Consider the following 17,458-nt stretch of genomic DNA (forward strand, 5'->3'; position numbering starts at 1 on the left):
CCCGCTCCGGATGAGCGGGCCGTCGACCACGTCGCGGACCCGACGCTGCCCACCGTCGGCGTCGGGCCCCACACCGAGCCCTGGCCCGAGGATCCCAGGCTGGACCCGGACCTCCTGCGTGAGGGCGACCGCCGAAACGTCGGCGACGAGTACCGCTACTGGAGACTGGAGGCCATCGTTGCTGACCTGGACGAGCGGCGCGCGCCCCTGCACGTCGCCATCCAGAACTGGGAGCACGACTTCAACATCGGTTCAATGGTCCGCACCGCCAACGCCTTCAACGTCGCCGGCGTCCACATCGTCGGCCGCCGACGGTGGAACCGCCGCGGCGCGATGGTCACGGACCGCTACCTGCACGTCCACCACCACGACGACGAGGCCGACCTGTTCGCATGGTTGGCGGAGCGGGGGATCTCGCCCGTCGGCGTCGACAACCTGCCGTCCTCCGTACCGCTGGAGGCTGCCGAGCTGCCGCGCGACTGCTGCCTGGTCTTCGGGTCCGAGGGGCCCGGGTTGACCGACGAGATGGTGGCGGGGTGCGCCCAGCTGGTGGCCATCACGCAGTACGGCTCGACGCGCTCCATGAACGCCGGAGCGGCGGCCGCGATAGCCATGTACCACTGGAGCCTGCAGCACCGCGGGCGACCTTGACGGCGCTAGCATGACAGCCATGCTGCCTGAGCGATTCACCGTCGGCCTCACGCCGCTGCCGACGGCGCAGCGCGTGGTGCGGCAACGCGGCGCACTTCGGCTCCGGATCATCTCGGCGGTCGTCTCGCTCGCCATCCTCGCGGCGCTGGTGTTCTTCTTCAACCCGGGCTGGAGCCTGGGATGGGTCATCGCACTGTTCGTGATCTGGGGGGTCTCGACGGCGGTGTGGATGACCATCTCGGCCGTCGGACTGCACCGCGCCAAGCGGGACCTCGCCGCGATCGGACACGGAGACGCGCTCTACATCGACGCGCAGGGCATCGAGTTCGTGCACCCGCGCCCCGTCCGGGCGCGGTGGTCGGAGATCACCGGCCTGAAGATCACCGGGCCGAGCTTCGGGGCCGGTCCCAACCTGGTGATGGAGACCGACGGCAAGCCAGTCGCGAAGATCCCGATGAGCTTCCTCGACGCCATGCCGGCGGCCATCGACTCCGCAGCGAGCGCGCGCTCCTTGGGACGGGTGCACGTCGACGTCAGTGAGATGGACCGCATGCTCTGATGGTGGGCCTCCCCGATTCGCCACGAACCGGAGGAGATAGGGTTGGGGCAACCCATGTCTCAAGATATGAAAAGAGGGCATCATGCCAGTTGCAACCCCTGAGGTCTACGCCCAGATGGTCGATTCGGCCAAGGCGGGCAAGTTCGCCTACCCGGCCATCAACGTCAGCTCCTCGCAGACGCTGCACGCAGCCCTGCAGGGCTTCACCGAGGCGGGCTCCGACGGCATCCTCCAGGTCTCCACCGGCGGCGCTGAGTACTTCTCCGGCCCCACCATCAAGGACAAGATCTCCGGAGCAGTCGCCTTCGCGGCGTTCGCGCAGGAAGTGGCTAAGAACTACCCGGTCAACGTAGCGCTGCACACCGACCACTGCCCCAAGGACAAGCTCGACGGCTTCGTCCGCCCGCTGCTGTCCATCTCCGAGGAGCGCGTCAAGAACGGTCAGCTCCCCCTGTTCCAGTCCCACATGTGGGACGGTTCGGCCGTGCCGATGGAGGAGAACCTGTCCATCGCCGCTGAGCTGCTGGAGCGCTGCGCGGCCGCCAACATCATCCTCGAGATCGAGGTCGGCGTCGTCGGTGGCGAGGAGGACGGCGTCGCCGCGGAGATCAACGACAAGCTGTACACCACCGTCGAGGACGGGCTGCGCACCATCGAGGTCCTCGGCCTCGGCGAGAAGGGCCGCTACATCACCGCGCTGACCTTCGGCAATGTGCACGGCGTCTACAAGCCGGGTGCCGTCAAGCTGCGCCCCGAGGTCCTCAAGGAGATCCAGGAGGCCGTCGGCGCCAAGTACGGCAAGGAGAGCCCGTTCGACCTGGTGTTCCACGGTGGCTCCGGCTCCACCGCGCAGGAGATCTCCGACGCGGTCGACTACGGCGTCATCAAGATGAACATCGACACCGACACCCAGTACGCCTTCACCCGCCCCGTCGTGGAGCACATGTTCCGCAACTACGACGGCGTGCTGAAGATCGACGGTGAGGTCGGCAACAAGAAGCAGTACGACCCCCGCGCATGGGGCAAGGCAGCAGAGAACGGCATGGCCAAGCGCGTCGTCGAGGCCTGCGAGCAGCTGCGCTCGGCCGGCACCTCCGGCAAGTAGCGGTTGGCGTGGGGGCTTTCCCGCCCCGGCTCACGCGACAAGCTGAACAGACGACTGCGGCCCATCCCCTCGGGGATGGGCCGCAGTCGTCATGTCCGGGTCAGCTGAAGCGGACGATGTTGTTGAACACCCACTTCTGCGTCCAGCGGTAACCGCCCTGCGGCGCCACCTCGATCACCTTCGCCACCGAATAGCTTCGGCAGCCGTTGCGGCCAGTGCTCGGGGTCCCGCACTCGGTTCGCCACTGACGCCCGTCCGAAGCCGTCCACTGACCACCGGCCGCCAGTGGATTGCCGACCCACAACGCCTTCGACGACGGCAGATAGGTCAGGTTGTTGAACACCCACCTGGTCTGTGCGATGAACCGGCCGCCCTGCTCGATCACGGTGGTCGCCATTATGGAGGTCCGACAGCGGACGGTCTGTGAGTAGGGCTCGCAGGCCGTGAACCAGTCCCTCCCGTTGACGCGGTGGTAGCCGGGGGTCGAGTACAGGTCGACCTGCGGGTTGGGCGCCGTCGGGGAGGCCGACGGTGTGGCCGAGGGGGAGGGCGTACGGGCGTTCTTCACCCCGAACGCCGGCGACGTCCAGACCTGCGTGCCACCGTCGCCGTCGGCCTCGTGGGCGGTGAGCCGGAGGGCGTAGTTGCCGGGGGCGACCTCGCGGGTCAGGCCGTCGGCCTGCTGGACTCGTCCATCCCACGACCACAGGCTCAGACCGGAGTCGCGGCCGATCCTGTCCACGCCCAGCGCGGGTCTCGCGCTGCCCTCGATGACCTTCCCTGCCGCATCGACCTGCAGTGCGTGCAGTTCCAACCTGAGCACCGGGACGGCCAGGTGGAGCGCGATGGTGGGCAGATCCCGGCCCAGGGCGAAATTGCGGCCCGCAGGGGCGTAGTCGAAGTCGGCGGCGGGATCGACGCACTGCTGCTCCTCCCAGTAGCCGCACTTGTCGACGGTGACCAGAGCCGGCAGTCCCAAGTCCAGGTCCGGGAAGACCTTGAGGTTGCCGTAGTCGCCGGCCATGCCGGCGAACGGGATGGTCAGCGGGTCGGAACCCTCGTCGTCCCGCAGGACGAGGTAGCCGCTGTACTGGGACCCCTCCATGGCGTCGGGGTCCGCCGCGATCGTGACGTCGACCTGGGCGGTGCCGCCGGCGGGCGCCGTGACGGTGGGCGCGGAGAACCGCACGGAGGACTCCAGCACGGTGAAGGCGACACTGTTCTGCGTTGGGACCTCGGCGCCGCTGTCGACATAGGTGGAAACGGCGTCCTCGTGGCTGAGGGTGTAGGTGACCGGAGTCGCCGAGGTGTTGCTGATGGTGAGCGTCTCGGTGTGGGGTCCGTCGGCGGACTCGCCGGCCGAGATCTTGCCGGGTTTCACGACGGTGCCACCAAGGATCGCCTTGTCAACCTGGATCAGGCCGGCGCCCTGGTGGTGCGCGGCGTCCAGTACCCCGGACTGGGGGGCGTAGGAGAACATCGTCGGAGTCGCGGTGTTCTGCAGCCTGCTGAGGATCTCATCAGGAGCCAGGCCGGGGTCCGCGTCGAGCATCAAGGCGACCGCGCCTGCGACGTGCGGCGCCGACATCGACGTCCCGGAGTTGGTGAGGTAGCCACCCTTTTCGAGCGGGAAGGTGGAGCGGATGGAGCCGCCGGGTGCGCTGAGGTCGGGCTTCAGCGTCAGGTCGGCTGCCAGTCCCCAGGACGAGAACCCGGAGACGAGGCCTCCGGTGGGGTTGGGCTGCGACGTGGACTCGCCGGTCAACTTGACCGTGGGAGTCACGCGGTCGGCGTCGGTCAGCATCTTGTTGATGGACTGACCCTGCGCCTGGGTGACCGTCATGACCGGGATGGTGATCGCGGTCGAACCTTCGACGGTGGCGTTGAGGACGCCTGCCTCGTGGTTGGCGAGCAGCAACGCCTCGGCGCCCGCCTGCTGCGCGAACAGCGCCTTCTCGTGGAAGGAGCAGGTGCCGCGGCTGGTGACGGCGATCAGGCCCGTCAGGTTCCTCGTCTCGGCCACGCAGCCCTGCGGGTCCGTAGTCCAGGCGAGCTTCAGCCCATTGAGGGAGGCATCAGGATCCGGGGAACCGGCGGCGGGCAGGATGCCGACGGACGCCGTCTCCTGCGGGTCGTCGATGACCAGGAGCTCATCGAGCAGCAGTGCGGTGTTGTCGTGCGAGGCGACGGAGATGACGTTCTTTCCGACACCCGGAGCGCCGGTGGCCTGGGTGAAGGACTCACCGTCGTTGCCTGCTGAGGCGACGACGACGACACCCGCCTCCACCAGCCTGTCCGCGGCCTGCTCCGACGGGTAGTCGGGCCAGGTCTGGAACCCGGAGCCCAGGGACAGGTTGACGACGTCCATGCCGTCGGTGAGTGCCTGCTCCATCGCTGAGAGGATGATCTCGGTGTCGGTTGAACCGCCGCAGCCGAAGACGCGGTAGGCGCCGAACGTGACGCCGGGTGCCACCCCGTCCACCTCACCCGAGGCTCCGACGATCCCGGCCACGTGGGTGCCATGGCCCTGGCAGTCATCTGGGATGGAGTCCGGCTTGGGTACGGGCTGGTAGCCCGGAGAGAGCGGGTCGGCGTTGTAGTCGTCGCCGACGAAATCCCGGCCGTGCGTGACCCGCGCGGTCGGGAAATTGCCACCGTCGACGCCGGTGCCGCCCAGGTCAGGGTGGTCGAAGTCGACGCCGCTGTCGATGATCCCGACCCGGACGCCTTCCCCGTCGTGGCCGAGTTCGGAGCGCACCACGTCCGCGCCCGTCATGGCCACAGCCGACGAGAGCTGGGGGTTGACCGCTTGGGGCTCGGGGAGTTCCACGGGCACGACCGGGTAGACCGCCGTGACGCCCGGCAGATCCGCGAGCGCAGCGGCGCCCTCGGCGTCGGACGAGACCGACATCCCGTTGAACAGCCTCTGGTAGCGCTTGGAAACGGTGACGGGGATTGACCTGCGCTTGGCGTCGCTGACGAACTTGTCCTGTTGGGCCCGGACTGTGGACGAGGAGCCGCCGCTGACTGTGGGCTCGCTGGCGAACTCGATGAACCACTTTCCGGTGGTGGCGAACCTGGCGGTCAGTTCCGAGGGTGTCACGTGGTCGGAGGAATCACCCAGGTCCCCAGCCGTGTCCGCGGCCGCCGGAACCGTCGGAGCGAGCAGAGCGAAGACGGCAGTCACGGCCGCGACTCGAAGCCAGGTTGCACGCATTTGCGCTCCTCAACTATTAGGCGATGACTGAGTGTATGCGGCCGGGACGCAGACAGCTGCACCGGGTGTGGCGCCTGGCGGCACCGAACGATCCTCGTGTCGCTGGCTGGGAAACAAGGGTGACGTGAGCGCGCGGCTCAGGCGATGCCTTCCTTGCGGAGCCAGCCCAGGTCCTCCGGGTTGTCCTCGAACAGCTCTTCACCCTCGAGCATGTAGGCGCTGGTGTAGGCCTCGAGGGCCTGTGGGGTGCGGCCGTCGGCCTTGTGGGCATCGCCGAGGCGCAGCCAGACGTAGCCGTTCTCGCGCCCACCCGGGCTCTGCAGCGCGAGTTGCAGGGCGTCGAAGGCCTCGCCCCACCGGTTCAGCGCGCCGAGCGCGTCGGCGAGTGCGGTGTAGACGAGGGTGGCCGCCTCCCACTGGGTGCGCGGTGCCGGCAGCAGCTCCAGAGCCTTGATGTGGCACTCGACGGCGGCGTCCGGCGCGTTCAGGTCCTCGTAGTTGGAGCCCTCCTCGAACAGGCGGGTGACCTCGGCATGGACGTCGTCGGGCAGGTCGGCGCCGGTGGGCGTGCCCTCCCCGGCGGGCGGGACGACGCTCGCCGCGGCTGCGCCGTCGATCCCGCCGGACTTGCGGGCGCCGTCGTAGAACTCCCAGTACACCGGCGGCTCGTCCTGGAACGGGCGCTTGCCCTGTGCCTGGTGGATGGCGTCGAAGTAGGCGTAGGCGAGGGCCTCGTTGCCGGAGCGCAGGAACAGCTTGGCCTTGAGGAAGTCGACGATCAGCTCGCTGGTTGGGTTCAAGGGGGTGTACGCCTGCGTCGTCCGCTCCAGCCACTCGGCCGCCCGGTCCAGGCGGCCGGCCTCGATCGCAGCGGCGCACATGTCCTGCGACACGATCTCCGGGTAGTAGTCCCAGCCCATCTTGGGCTCGGGGAGCGCCTCCCAGATCGCGTCCCCCTCGGCGAGAGCGGCTTCGTAGTTGCCCTCGTCGATCGAGTCCCGTGCGCTGTCCAACCGGGCGTAGAGCGCCTCATCGAGTTCCTTGGGGAGCTGTGGCCTTCGGTTCATTCGTCAGATCCTAACTGGGTCACGGGATCGGCTTTCCCTTGAAGTTCTTGAGCTGATCCAGGACGTCGGCCTCTATCGCAACGATGTCGACGCCGGGCGGGAGTTGCACCGGCGGCTGGTAGGCGAATCCGGAAGCACCCATGATCCTGCCGTCGGCCTGGTTGACGCTGCCCGGCTGCAACTCGTAGTTGTTCGGATCATTCATCCAGGCCCGCACCTCGGGGCTCTTGGGCCCGTGATAGCGGCCGACGTTGTTCCAGTAGGTGACGGCATCGATCGGGACGTGGCCCATGTCCGTGGTGTCGACCTTGTGCCACCGCCCGTCGGGACCCAGGACCTCGACCCGCTTGAGGCGGTCAGGCAGGGCCGGATTCCAACCGCGGATCCTGCCCTCGGAGTGCATCCTCGCGATGACGTCCTGCCCGACCCTGCTGCTCTTCGAAGGGGTGCTGCCGACGTACTTCTGGCGCTTGCCGGTCACCGGGTTCTTGCGCGCGAGGTCGTCGGCCCGCCTGTGTACCTGGTCAATGGCCTCTCTGGTGGCCTTGGTGAAGTGGAAGTTCTTCGCGATCACGCGCTGGAAGATCCCGCCGTTGGCGAGTTCCACGATCTTCTTCGGGTACTTGGCCATCTCAAGCCGCCAGGATCTGCTCGACGGCAACGTTGAGGGCGGCCTCGATGGCCCACTTGGCCGCCTGCCTGGCGGCAAGCGCCGCGCCGGTCGCGAGCCCCGCCGTCGCGATCGCGGAGGCGATGGCGGCGGCCAGCACCACCAGTTGCGCGATCACGGCCAGTTTCATCGTCAGCACGATGCCCGCCGCGACGGCGTGGGCACCGGCAACGTTGGTGGCTCCCTGCCGGAAGTCGACCAGCGCCTTGAGGTTGCCGTCGTCTCCCACCGCGTAGTGGGCGAAAGCGGTGGCAGCCGGTCCGTGGTTCTCGGCGGTGACGGTCTGGACGCCGCGTTGCACTGTGCCGATGACGTCGGTGCACTGCTGGGCCAGGGCGTTCCACTCCTGCGCCCAGTCCCACAGCACCTGCTCGTCGGTGGCCGGCCAGTCGTATCCGACGTACTCGAGGGCCTGGCGCAGCCAGCCCGGAAGTTGCATGCCCACCTCAGGCTCCCTCGGTGATGGCCGCGGCGAGGGCGGCGTTGGTCTCCTCGATGCTGCGATAGCCCGCGCCCGTCTCCCGCATGTTCGCGGCTTCGCCCGAGAGGCCGTCGGCGAGGCCGGCGACCGTCTCCTGGACCGCCTGGCAGAGGGCGGGAAAGATCATGCCGAGGGCGGCGTCGGCGATCGTCCCGCCGTTGTTGCAGCCGAGCCGCCCGAGATTCGTGACGCGCCCGAGCATGGCGTTTGCCGCGTCGGCGAAGTCCTGGGCAGCGCCGGAGACCCGGCGGGCGCCGTCGTCCCAGGACTCCGGTGAGAATCGGACCTCACTCACGGGCCAACCCCTTCGTGAACTCCTCGAGCTTGGCCATCTCGGCGCGGTAGGAGTCGAGGATCTCGCCCTGCAAGGACTTCAGGCCTTCGGTCACCTCGGCCATGTCGGGCATGCCCGCGAGTTGCGCCATGGCCTGGTCGCGTGCGCCCGCGAGTGCTTCATTCGCAGCCTCCCGGATCAGGGCTGCGAGCTGGGACGGTGGGACGCGGACCGGCTCGGTGATCTCGATGGCGACGATCTCGTTGTCGGTGGCGCGCACGACGATGGAGCGGTCGTCGCGGCTGGCTTCGACCTCGATGGGTGCGAGTTCCTGGCCCTGTCTGGGAACGGGGTTCCCGGAACTGGCAGCGAATTCGATCACCCTCGCAACCGTGTCGGCCATGGTGGCTCCTGCGGGACGGTCAGATGACTGGGACATTCGGCCTCCTCACCCCCGAAACGCTAGTGGCCGCGGGGTCACGGGCCGCTGGGTCCGGGTACTCAAAAAACTCGTTCCATCACAGTTTGGTAACCCCGCTTCACCTTCGAGAGACGCAGTGCTAGCGTTAACACCGTCGTTGGCAGCGCTAACATCGCGTCGCCTCGTGGCGGCGAACCTGGTTTGGAAGAAGACGTACGAAGGAGTACGAGTGACGAAGACACTGCTCGAACTGCGCAACATCAGCAAGACGTTCCCGGGCGTGAAGGCCCTGCAGAACGTCAGCCTCGATCTTCGGGCCGGAGAGGTGCTCGGACTGTGCGGAGAGAACGGGGCCGGCAAGTCCACGCTCATGAAGGTGCTGACCGGCATCTACACCCATGACCCGGGGGGCGAGATCTGGATCGACGGGGAGCACGTCGAGGTCTCCGGCGTGAACCATGCGCGTGACCTGGGCCTGTCGATCATCCACCAGGAACTGAACATGGTCAGCGACCTCACGGTTGCGCAGAACCTCTACATCGGTCGAAAGGGTAGCCACAACGGTGGCTGGATCAACGACGCCAAGATGAACCGCAAGGCCGAGGAACTGTTCCAGCGCCTTGGGATGGACATCAACCCGAAGGCGCGCGTCGGTGACCTCTCCGTTGCGCGTCAGCAGATGGTCGAGATCGCGCGCGCCCTCTCCTACGACTCTCGGATCCTGGTCATGGACGAGCCGACGGCGGCCCTCACCATCTCGGAGACCGAGGCGCTGTTCGGGATGATCCGAGACTTCATCACTCCTGAGACCGGTCTGATCTACATCTCCCACCGCATGCCGGAGATCGAGGAGATCACCGACCGTGTCAGCGTCCTGCGCGACGGCCAGTACGTGGGCACCGTCAACACCCACGAGGTGGAGATGCGAGAGATCATCTCCATGATGGTCGGCCGCGAGGTGTCCGCAGAGGCCCGCCCGCGCAACAAGCGACTCTCCGACGAAGTGGTACTGAAGGTCTCCAACCTGAGCAGCCGCCACCTGCTGCGCGACATCAACTTCGAGGTCCGCAAGGGCGAGATCCTCGGGTTCGCCGGGCTCATGGGTGCCGGACGCACCGAGGTGGCCCGTGCGGTGTTCGGGGCTGACCCGCGAACCAGCGGCGACATCGAACTCCATGGCCGCAAGATCAACATCCGTGCCGCCGCCGACGCCGTGCGCAACGGGATCGGGTACCTGTCAGAGGACCGCAAGGCCTTCGGGCTCCTGCTGGACCAGGACGTCAAGACCAACGCCGTGATGGCCGCCATGAACGACTACAACGTCGGCGGGTTCATCGACGACGGCAAGATCCGCACGGTCGCGCTCGACATGGTCAGCCGCCTGCGGGTCAAGACGCCGTCGGTGAACCAGCTGATGCGCAACCTCTCCGGCGGAAACCAGCAGAAGGTGGTCATCGCAAAGTGGTTGCTCCGCAACTGTGAGGTCCTGATCTTCGACGAGCCGACCCGCGGCATCGACGTCGGCGCCAAGGAGGAGATCTACGCACTCCTGGAGACCCTCAGCAAGGAGGGCAAGGCGATCATCATGATCAGCTCGGAACTCCCCGAGGTCCTGCGGATGTCACACAGGATCGCGGTCATGGCACACGGTCACATCACCGGAATCCTCGACAACGAGGACGCCACACAGGAAAACATCATGGAACTCGCCACCGTCGGCAAGGCCCAACTGAATGGAGAAGCAGCGTGAACAAGTCCGACAACACCGCCGGGTCCCGCCGGGTGATGGGCACCGTCGAGGAGGAAGGCGTCGAGGGTTCCGCAGTAGCGGCGAAATCCTCAAGAGCCTCAAACGTCCTGAAGTCGTCCATCCAGCAGATTTTCGTCTTCGCCGCCCTCGTGGCCATCTACATCTTCTTCGCTTTCGCCGCTCCGAACTTCGCGCAGCTCTCGATCGCCTTGGACATCGTGCAGCAGTCGGCCTACATCGGCGTGATGGCACTGGGTGCGACGTTCGTGATCGCGACCGGCGGTATCGACCTGTCCGCCGGCACCGGCATGACTCTCGTCGCCGTCATGGCGGGCGTGTTCCTGTCCGCCGAATGGATGAACATGCCACTTGGCGGCGGTCTCATCCTGGTGATCCTCGTGGGAGCCCTGATCGGCCTCGTCAACGGCTTCAATATCTCCTTCCTCGGGCTCCCGCCGTTCATCGCCACCCTGGCGATGATGATGGTGGCCAGGGGACTGGCGCTGATCATCTCGAACGCCTCCACGATCTCGATCAAGAACCCCGGCTACATCTGGATCGCCTCCGGCCAGTTGATCCCGGGCGTCTCCAACGCGGTGCTGGTGTTCATCGTCCTCGCCATCGTGGCGGGCGTCCTGCTCAACAAGACACTGCTCGGGCGCTACGCCCTGGCCATCGGCTCCAACGAGGAGGCCACCCGGCTGTCCGGTGTGAACACCAAGATCTGGAAGACCCTCGTCTACGTGATCGCCGGCGTGTTCGTCGCGTTCGGCGCCATCCTGTACTCCGCGCGCTTCGGCTTCGTGCAGCCCGCTGAGGGCGTCGGCTTCGAGCTGAATGTGATCGCCGCCGTCGTGATCGGCGGCACGTCGCTGGCCGGTGGCCGCGCCAACATCATCGGCACCGTCGTCGGCGCACTGATCATGGAGACCCTCAAGAAGGGCCTCCAGATGATGGGCATCGCCCAGCAGTGGCAGCTCGTGGTCACGGGCATCGTCGTGCTGATCGCCGTGTTCGTCGACATCGTCCGCCGCCGCCGCGCGTCGGCCGTCTAACCCCAAGAGTCCCCCGAAACAACCCAACCACCGCCACGGAGCAACCGCTCCAGGCATCTGCAAAGAGCACTGCTGCTCAAACTGAAAGGAAAAGACAATGCGTCTTTTGCGTTCCGCCATCGCCGCGACGTCGCTGCTGGCACTCGGCCTCACCGCCTGCTCGACGTCCACCCCCACCGACACCGCCGAGCCCGAGGACACCGCCGTCGAGACCACGGCGGAGGAAAGCCCAGCCGAGAGCCCCGCCGAGAGCGAGAGCCCCGCCGAGGGTGAGAGCCCCGCCGAGGGTGAGAGCCCCGCAGGCGACGTCCCCATGGGCAACGGCGAGACCATCTACCTCGTCTCGAAGGGCTTCCAGCACCGCTTCTGGCAGGCCGTCAACGAGGGCGCCCAGCAGGCCGGCGAGGAGTTCAACTACAAGGTCGAGTTCGTCGGCCCCGACGACGAGACCAAGGTCACCCAGCAGATCGACCAGCTGAAGACCGCGCTCGACAGCAACCCCATGGCCATCGGCTTCGCCGCCCTCGACACGGGTGCCGCCGAGCCTGTCCTGCAGGAGATCGAGGCCAAGGACATCCCGATCGTCGCCTTCGACTCAGGCGTCGACTCCGACCTCCCCGTAACCACCGTCCAGACCGACAACGCGGCTGCGGCAGCTGAGGCCGCCAAGCACATGGTCGAGCTGACGGGCGGCACCGGCACCGTCGGACTGGTCTGCCACGACCAGACGTCGCAGACCGGCAAGCAGCGCTGCGAGGGCTTCTCCGACTACATCAAGGAGAACGCACCCGACATCAACCTGCTCGAGCCCCAGTACGCGGGCGAGGTCGGTCTTGCGGCCAACACCGCCAAGGCGATCATCCAGGCCAACCCTGACATCGTCGGCATCTACGGCACCAACGAGGCCGCGGCCACCGGCACCATCCAGGGCGTCAACGAGGTCGGCGCCGACGTCATCGTCATCGGCTTCGACTCCGGCAAGACCCAGATCGACGCCATCAAGAACGGCCAGCAGGCCGGTGCGGTGACCCAGTCCCCGGTCAAGATGGGCTACGAGACCGTCGTCGCCGCCATCAAGGCCGCCAACGGCCAGGAACTGCCCAAGATCATCGACTCCGGCTTCGCCTGGTACGACGCCGAGAACATCGAGGATCCCGAGATCGCGGCAAACCTCTACGAGTGAGGCATCGCGGCCCCGGCCGCACACTCGCCCAACAACAACCAGCGGCACCGTCCCCAACCGGGCGGTGCCGCTGGCACAACCTGCAGAACCGAAGATTCCCCAGAAGCGAGAGGTGTTACCTGTATGACCAACTATCCGAAGATCGGCATCCGACCAATCATCGACGGGCGTCGCCGCGGGGTTCGTGAGAGCCTCGAAGACCAGACGATGAACATGGCTCTGCGGGTGAAGGAGCTCTACGAGTCCGAACTCCGCTACCCCGACGGCACCCCGGTGCAGGTGGTGGTCGCCGACACCACGATCGGACGCGTCTCGGAGGCGCAGGCCTGCGGTGAGAAGTTCCAGCGCGAGGGCGTCGGCCTCACCCTGTCGGTCACCCCTTGCTGGTGCTACGGGTCGGAGACCATCGACATGGACCGCCGGATGCCGCACGCGATCTGGGGCTTCAACGGCTCCGAACGGCCGGGCGCCGTGTACCTGGCAGCCGCGCTCGCCGGACACACCCAGCTGGGGATCCCCGCTTTCGGCATCTACGGCGAAGAGGTCCAGGACGCCGACGACGACTCCATCCCCGACGCCGTGCGCGAGCGCCTGCTCGACTACGCCCGCGCCGGTCTCGCCGTCGCGCTCATGAAGGGCAAGTCCTACCTGTCCATCGGTGGCGTCTCCATGGGCATCGCTGGCTGCGTGGTGAAGGAGGAGTTCTGGAACCACTACCTGGGCATGCGCAACGAGTACATCGACATGGTGGAGATCGAGCGGCGCATCAAGCTCGAGATCTACGACAAGGACGAGTACGAAGTCGCCTACAAGTGGGTCCGCGACAACCTCAAGCAGGGTGAGGACTTCAACCCGCCGGAGTTCCAGCGTTCCGCCGAGGAGCACGAGGAGTGGTGGCCCTACGTCACGAAGATGGTCCTCATCGGCCGTGACCTGATGGAGGGCAACCCGAAGCTGGCCGAAATGGGCTTCGAGGAGGAGGCGGGCGGCCACGGCGCGCTCATCTCCGGATTCCAGGGCCAGCGCCAGTGGACCGACTACCTGCCCAACGGCGACCTGATGGAAACCCTCCTCAACACGTCCTTCGACTGGAACGGCAAGCGCAAGCCCAGCCTGATGGCCACGGAGAACGACAACCTCAACGGCGCCTCCATGGTGTTCAACTACCTGCTGACCAACCGGGCGCAGATCTTCTCCGACGTCCGCACCTACTGGAGCGCCGACGCCATCGAGCGCGTCACCGGCCACCGCCCCGAAGGGCGTGCGGCAGCGGGCGTCATCGACCTGCGCAACTCTGGCGCCACCACCCTCGACGGCACGTTCGCCGCCAAGGATGACGACGGCAACCCCGTGGTGAAGCCCTGGTGGGAGGTCACCGACTCCGACATCGAGGCCATGATCCAGGAGACCACCTTCCACCCGGCCAACACCGGCTACTTCCGTGGCGGCGGCTTCTCGACGCACTTCCGCTCAGCGGGAGAGGTGCCGGTCACCATGACCCGGATCAACTGGGTCGACGGGTTGGGTCCGGTCCTCCAGCTGGCTGAGGGCTACACCGTCGAACTCCCCGACGAGGTGGCCAAGACCATCGAGCTGCGCACGGATCCGGGCTGGCCGACGACCTGGTTCGTCCCCAACATCACCGGAGAGGGGGCCTTCACGTCCGTCTACGACGTGATGAACTCCTGGGGCTCCAACCACGGTGCCATCAGCTACGGCCACATCGGGCACCAGCTCATCACGCTGGCCTCGATGCTGCGCATCCCGGTGAACATGCACAACGTGTCGCGGGAGCGGATCTTCCGTCCGAAGAACTGGCTGGGCTTCGGTACGGCCGACCTCGAAGGTGCCGACTTCCGGGCCTGTGCCCAGTACGGCCCGCTGTACGCCTGAGAAGACCCGTTTCCCCGGGCCTGGTCTGGCCCGGCCCGGGGAAACGCTTTTCGGGACTCACGTTTACCATTGCCCTATTCGCCCCCTACACCCCAGGAGTCCCCGACGATGCCCGCCCCCACAGCCCTCGCCGTCGATCTCGGATCGTCCTCCGGCCGCATCATCGCCGGGACCCTCGCCGACGGCGTCGTGAGCGAGGTGGAGATCCACCGGTTCGCGCACCAGGCGAGCATGGTGGACGGCTACCTGTCGTGGGACCTCGACCTCATCTGGGGTGAGATCGTCACCGGGCTGCGGGAGGCCGTGCGGCAGTTCCCGGCCGCCGGCAGCGTCTCGGTGGACACCTGGGGCGTGGACTACGTGCCCGTCGACCAGTCCGGCAACCGGCTGACCCCTGGCCGCGCCTACCGCGACGAACGCACGGCCCGGACCGTGGACGCCTTCCGGGAACGGCTCTCCGACGAGCGTGCCTGGGCGCTGACCGGTATCGCACCTGCCACGATCAACTCCGCCAACCAGCTGTTCGCCTACCTCACCGAGGAACCCGAACTCGCTGCCGCCACCGACCAGGTGTTGTTCCTGCCCGACTACTTCACCTTCCTGCTGTCAGGGCTGCGCGGCTGGTCCCGCTCCCACGTCTCCACCTCCGGCCTGTGCGCTCCCGGCGCCAACCAGTGGGCCACGGAGGTCTTCGATGCGCTCGGCATCCCGCGGACCTGGATGGGTGAACTCGCCGCCGAACACAACGTCGCCGGACCCTGCACCGTCGAGGGACTGGAGCAGCTCACCGTCGTCCGAGCCGGCGCCCACGACACTGCCTGCGCGGTGCACGCGCTGCAGCGCGCCGAGGGTGCCGAAACCTACTTCCTGTCCTGCGGTTCCTGGTCCGTGCTGGGTGTGCTCCGCGACGAGCCGCTGATGTCGGAGGAGGCGCGGTCGCTCGGGCTGACCAACGAGGCCCGCGGCGACGCCGGCGTCCGGCCGCTGTTCAACATCACCGGGCTGTGGATCCTGCAGGAGTGCCAGCGCAACTGGGCCGCAGCGGGGGACGAGAGCAACATCGTCGAGTTGCTCCGGCTGGCACGCGAGGCCGATTCCCTCGGGCTGGTGATCGATCCCGACGAGCCGCAGTACGCGGCGCCGGGCGGCATGGTTGAGCGGGTCACCGCCGCGCTGCGGACGCAGGGTGCGCCGTCGGAGATCAGCCAGGGGCAGGTGGTGCTCGCAATCCTGGAGTCCTTCGCCGCCCGGTACGCCCGCGGTGTGGCGGACCTGGCCGCGCTCACCGGCAGCCCTGCGACGCAACTCAACCTCGTCGGCGGCGGCTCCCGCAACGAACTGCTCTGCGACCTGACGGCGAAGGCCCTGGGGGTGCCGGTAGTCGCGGGCCCGGCGGAGGCGTCCACGCTCGGGTCGCTGCTGGCCCAGTTCGAGATCATGGGGCACCTCGACCCCGCCGACCGTCACGACGTCATCGGCGCCACCGCCTCGACCAGGAGGCATCTGCCATGACCACCGATTTCCGCCCCCGGCGCGCGAGCCTGGCCGACGTCGCCAAGCTGGCGGGCGTCTCCAGCCAGACCGTCTCGCGCGTTGTGCGCGGCATCGGGGTGGTTGCCGACGACACCCGGGACCGCGTCCTGGCGGCGATCCAGGAACTGTCCTACCAGCCCAACCTCGCCGCGCGGTCGCTGTCGCGCAGCCGCACGGGCGTCATCCACATCATCAATGCCACCCCGCTGTTCCACGGCCACGCCCGCACGTTCCTGGAGATCGTCGGGGCGCTCGGGGAGCTGGGTTTCCAGACCTCCACGTCGCTGGTCCCCTCGGCCGCCGAGATCAACCTGGCCAGGATCATCCCCATCGGGGTCGACGGAGTGGTCATCCTTGGCGGCCACAGCAGCTCCAGCCAGTGGGCCGAGGCGGCGCACATGCACGTGCCGGTCCTGTTCGTCGGGCAGCGTGCAGGGCTGCCGGACTCGGTCTCGTCGGTGGGTGTGGACCAGCAGTACGGTGCCTGGCTTGCCACGCGTCACCTGCTGGAGAGTGGGCGCAGCAAGCTGCTTCACGTCTGCGGCCCGCCCGACTGGCTCGACGCGCGGGAACGCCGCGACGGCTTCCTCATGGCCTGCGCGGATGCAGGGATCGGCTACGCGAAGGTCTCGGCGAACTCCTGGGACGCCGCGAAGGGGTACGAGGTCGTCGGCGACCTCCCCGATGAGATCGATGGCATCTTCGCCAGCAACGACCAGCTTGCGCTGGGTGTCATGCGGCGCCTGCACGAGTCGGGGCGGCGGATCCCCGAGGACGTGGCCGTCGTCGGATTCGACGACGCCGACGGCTCGGACTGCTTCTGGCCGCCGCTGACCACCGTGCGACAGCCGTTCTCCGAGGTGGGGCACGCCGCCGTCGGCCAGTTGGCCAAGGTGATCGAGGGCGGAGAGCCCGGACACACGCTCATCAATCCGTCCCTGGTGGTGCGCTCCAGCACGCCCGCGCAACGCCCCGCAAGAACCACGAAAGGAAGAAAATGATCAACGGACCGATGATCCACCCCCCACTCCTTCGCGCCCTCGCAGGCGCCGGGCACGGGGCCAAGATCCTGATCGCCGACTCCAACTACCCGCACGAGACCTTGGCGAACCCGCGTTCCACCGTCGTGTTCCTCAATCTGGCCCCGGGGCTCATCAACGCCACCGACGTCCTTGACGTGGTGAAGGCCACCGTCCCCATCGAGGCGGCAGCCATCATGGTCCCCGGGCCGGAGGCGGGCATCGACGAGGTCCCGATCCATGGGGAGTTCCGGGCCGCCCTTCCCGACGTACCGTTCATCGAGATCGGCCGGTGGGATTACTACGACGAGGCCAAGGCCGACAACGTCGCCGTCGTGATCGCCACGGGCGAGGCGCGCATCTACGCCAACATCCTGCTGACCATCGGAGTGCGCCAGCCCGGCGAGTGACCCCCGCCGTCGAGGCCGCCGAGTGACCCAGGTCGTTCGACGTCGTGCTGGGATCCCCGCCATCGAGGCCGCCGTGTGACCGTGGGGCGTCTCGTCGCGCCCGCCGTCGCGCACTCGGCCGACCTCCCTCGCGCCCGGCTCGTCGCGTACTTGGCCGCCCGTCGTCGCGG

Annotated in this window: 16 protein-coding genes; 10 read left to right on the forward strand and 6 right to left on the reverse strand. The window is 67.5% G+C overall.

The window, feature by feature from the left end:
- Window positions 1-45: 45 nt before the first annotated feature.
- From LKO27_RS00485 to fbaA, 3 genes are all read left to right on the forward strand, one after another.
- Complete coding sequence (locus LKO27_RS00485; RefSeq protein WP_227737165.1) at window positions 46-651, forward strand: RNA methyltransferase; 606 nt, start codon at window positions 46-48, stop codon at window positions 649-651.
- Between the two features lie 19 nt (window positions 652-670).
- A complete protein-coding gene (locus LKO27_RS00490; RefSeq protein WP_227734950.1) occupies window positions 671-1,210 on the forward strand; it encodes a hypothetical protein in 540 nt (179 codons plus the stop codon).
- A gap of 82 nt (window positions 1,211-1,292) precedes the next feature.
- Window positions 1,293-2,315, forward strand: a complete 1,023-nt coding sequence (gene fbaA, locus LKO27_RS00495; RefSeq protein WP_227734951.1) for a class II fructose-bisphosphate aldolase — start codon at window positions 1,293-1,295, stop codon at window positions 2,313-2,315.
- Window positions 2,316-2,415: 100 nt separating this feature from the next.
- Here fbaA and LKO27_RS15380 read toward each other — a convergent pair whose 3' ends face one another.
- From LKO27_RS15380 to LKO27_RS00530, 6 genes are all read right to left on the reverse strand, one after another.
- Complete coding sequence (locus tag LKO27_RS15380; RefSeq protein WP_304650883.1) at window positions 2,416-5,532, reverse strand: S8 family serine peptidase; 3,117 nt, start codon at window positions 5,530-5,532, stop codon at window positions 2,416-2,418.
- Window positions 5,533-5,669: 137 nt separating this feature from the next.
- Window positions 5,670-6,599 (reverse strand): hypothetical protein, encoded by a 930-nt coding sequence (locus LKO27_RS00510; RefSeq protein WP_227734952.1) that lies wholly within the window; start codon window positions 6,597-6,599, stop codon window positions 5,670-5,672.
- A 19-nt stretch (window positions 6,600-6,618) separates the two neighbouring features.
- Entirely contained in the window at window positions 6,619-7,230 is a 612-nt protein-coding gene (locus LKO27_RS00515; RefSeq protein ID WP_227734953.1) for a GH-E family nuclease, read from the reverse strand.
- Between the two features lies 1 nt (window position 7,231).
- On the reverse strand, window positions 7,232-7,714 hold the full coding sequence (locus LKO27_RS00520) for a hypothetical protein (protein WP_227734954.1): 483 nt from the start codon (window positions 7,712-7,714) through the stop codon (window positions 7,232-7,234).
- A gap of 1 nt (window position 7,715) precedes the next feature.
- Window positions 7,716-8,045, reverse strand: coding sequence for a hypothetical protein (locus LKO27_RS00525; protein ID WP_227734955.1), 330 nt, complete (start codon window positions 8,043-8,045; stop codon window positions 7,716-7,718).
- On the reverse strand, window positions 8,038-8,463 hold the full coding sequence (locus LKO27_RS00530; RefSeq protein ID WP_227734956.1) for a YbaB/EbfC family nucleoid-associated protein: 426 nt from the start codon (window positions 8,461-8,463) through the stop codon (window positions 8,038-8,040). The genes LKO27_RS00525 and LKO27_RS00530 overlap by 8 nt, the downstream gene beginning before the upstream one ends.
- A gap of 211 nt (window positions 8,464-8,674) precedes the next feature.
- On the opposite strand from LKO27_RS00530, the gene LKO27_RS00535 reads away from it, so the two are divergent.
- The 7 genes from LKO27_RS00535 to LKO27_RS00565 all read left to right on the forward strand — a co-directional run bounded on the left by LKO27_RS00535 (window position 8,675) and on the right by LKO27_RS00565 (window position 17,288).
- The gene (locus LKO27_RS00535) at window positions 8,675-10,195 is read left to right on the forward strand and encodes a sugar ABC transporter ATP-binding protein (RefSeq protein WP_227734957.1); all 1,521 of its coding nucleotides are present in this window, start codon (window positions 8,675-8,677) and stop codon (window positions 10,193-10,195) included.
- Complete coding sequence (locus LKO27_RS00540; protein WP_227734958.1) at window positions 10,192-11,250, forward strand: ABC transporter permease; 1,059 nt, start codon at window positions 10,192-10,194, stop codon at window positions 11,248-11,250. Before LKO27_RS00535 ends, LKO27_RS00540 begins: the two co-directional genes overlap by 4 nt.
- Window positions 11,251-11,347: 97 nt before the next feature.
- Window positions 11,348-12,433 (forward strand): ABC transporter substrate-binding protein, encoded by a 1,086-nt coding sequence (locus tag LKO27_RS00545; protein WP_227734959.1) that lies wholly within the window; start codon window positions 11,348-11,350, stop codon window positions 12,431-12,433.
- Window positions 12,434-12,556: 123 nt separating this feature from the next.
- Window positions 12,557-14,326 (forward strand): L-fucose isomerase, encoded by a 1,770-nt coding sequence (locus tag LKO27_RS00550; protein ID WP_227734960.1) that lies wholly within the window; start codon window positions 12,557-12,559, stop codon window positions 14,324-14,326.
- A gap of 108 nt (window positions 14,327-14,434) precedes the next feature.
- Window positions 14,435-15,838, forward strand: a complete 1,404-nt coding sequence (locus LKO27_RS00555; RefSeq protein WP_227734961.1) for a rhamnulokinase family protein — start codon at window positions 14,435-14,437, stop codon at window positions 15,836-15,838.
- Window positions 15,835-16,860 (forward strand): LacI family DNA-binding transcriptional regulator, encoded by a 1,026-nt coding sequence (locus LKO27_RS00560; RefSeq protein ID WP_227734962.1) that lies wholly within the window; start codon window positions 15,835-15,837, stop codon window positions 16,858-16,860. Before LKO27_RS00555 ends, LKO27_RS00560 begins: the two co-directional genes overlap by 4 nt.
- Entirely contained in the window at window positions 16,857-17,288 is a 432-nt protein-coding gene (locus LKO27_RS00565; protein ID WP_227734963.1) for an RbsD/FucU family protein, read from the forward strand. The genes LKO27_RS00560 and LKO27_RS00565 overlap by 4 nt, the downstream gene beginning before the upstream one ends.
- Window positions 17,289-17,458 lie beyond the last annotated feature (170 nt).

The organism is Tessaracoccus sp. OS52, assembly GCF_020687685.1.
GTDB lineage: Bacteria > Actinomycetota > Actinomycetes > Propionibacteriales > Propionibacteriaceae > Arachnia.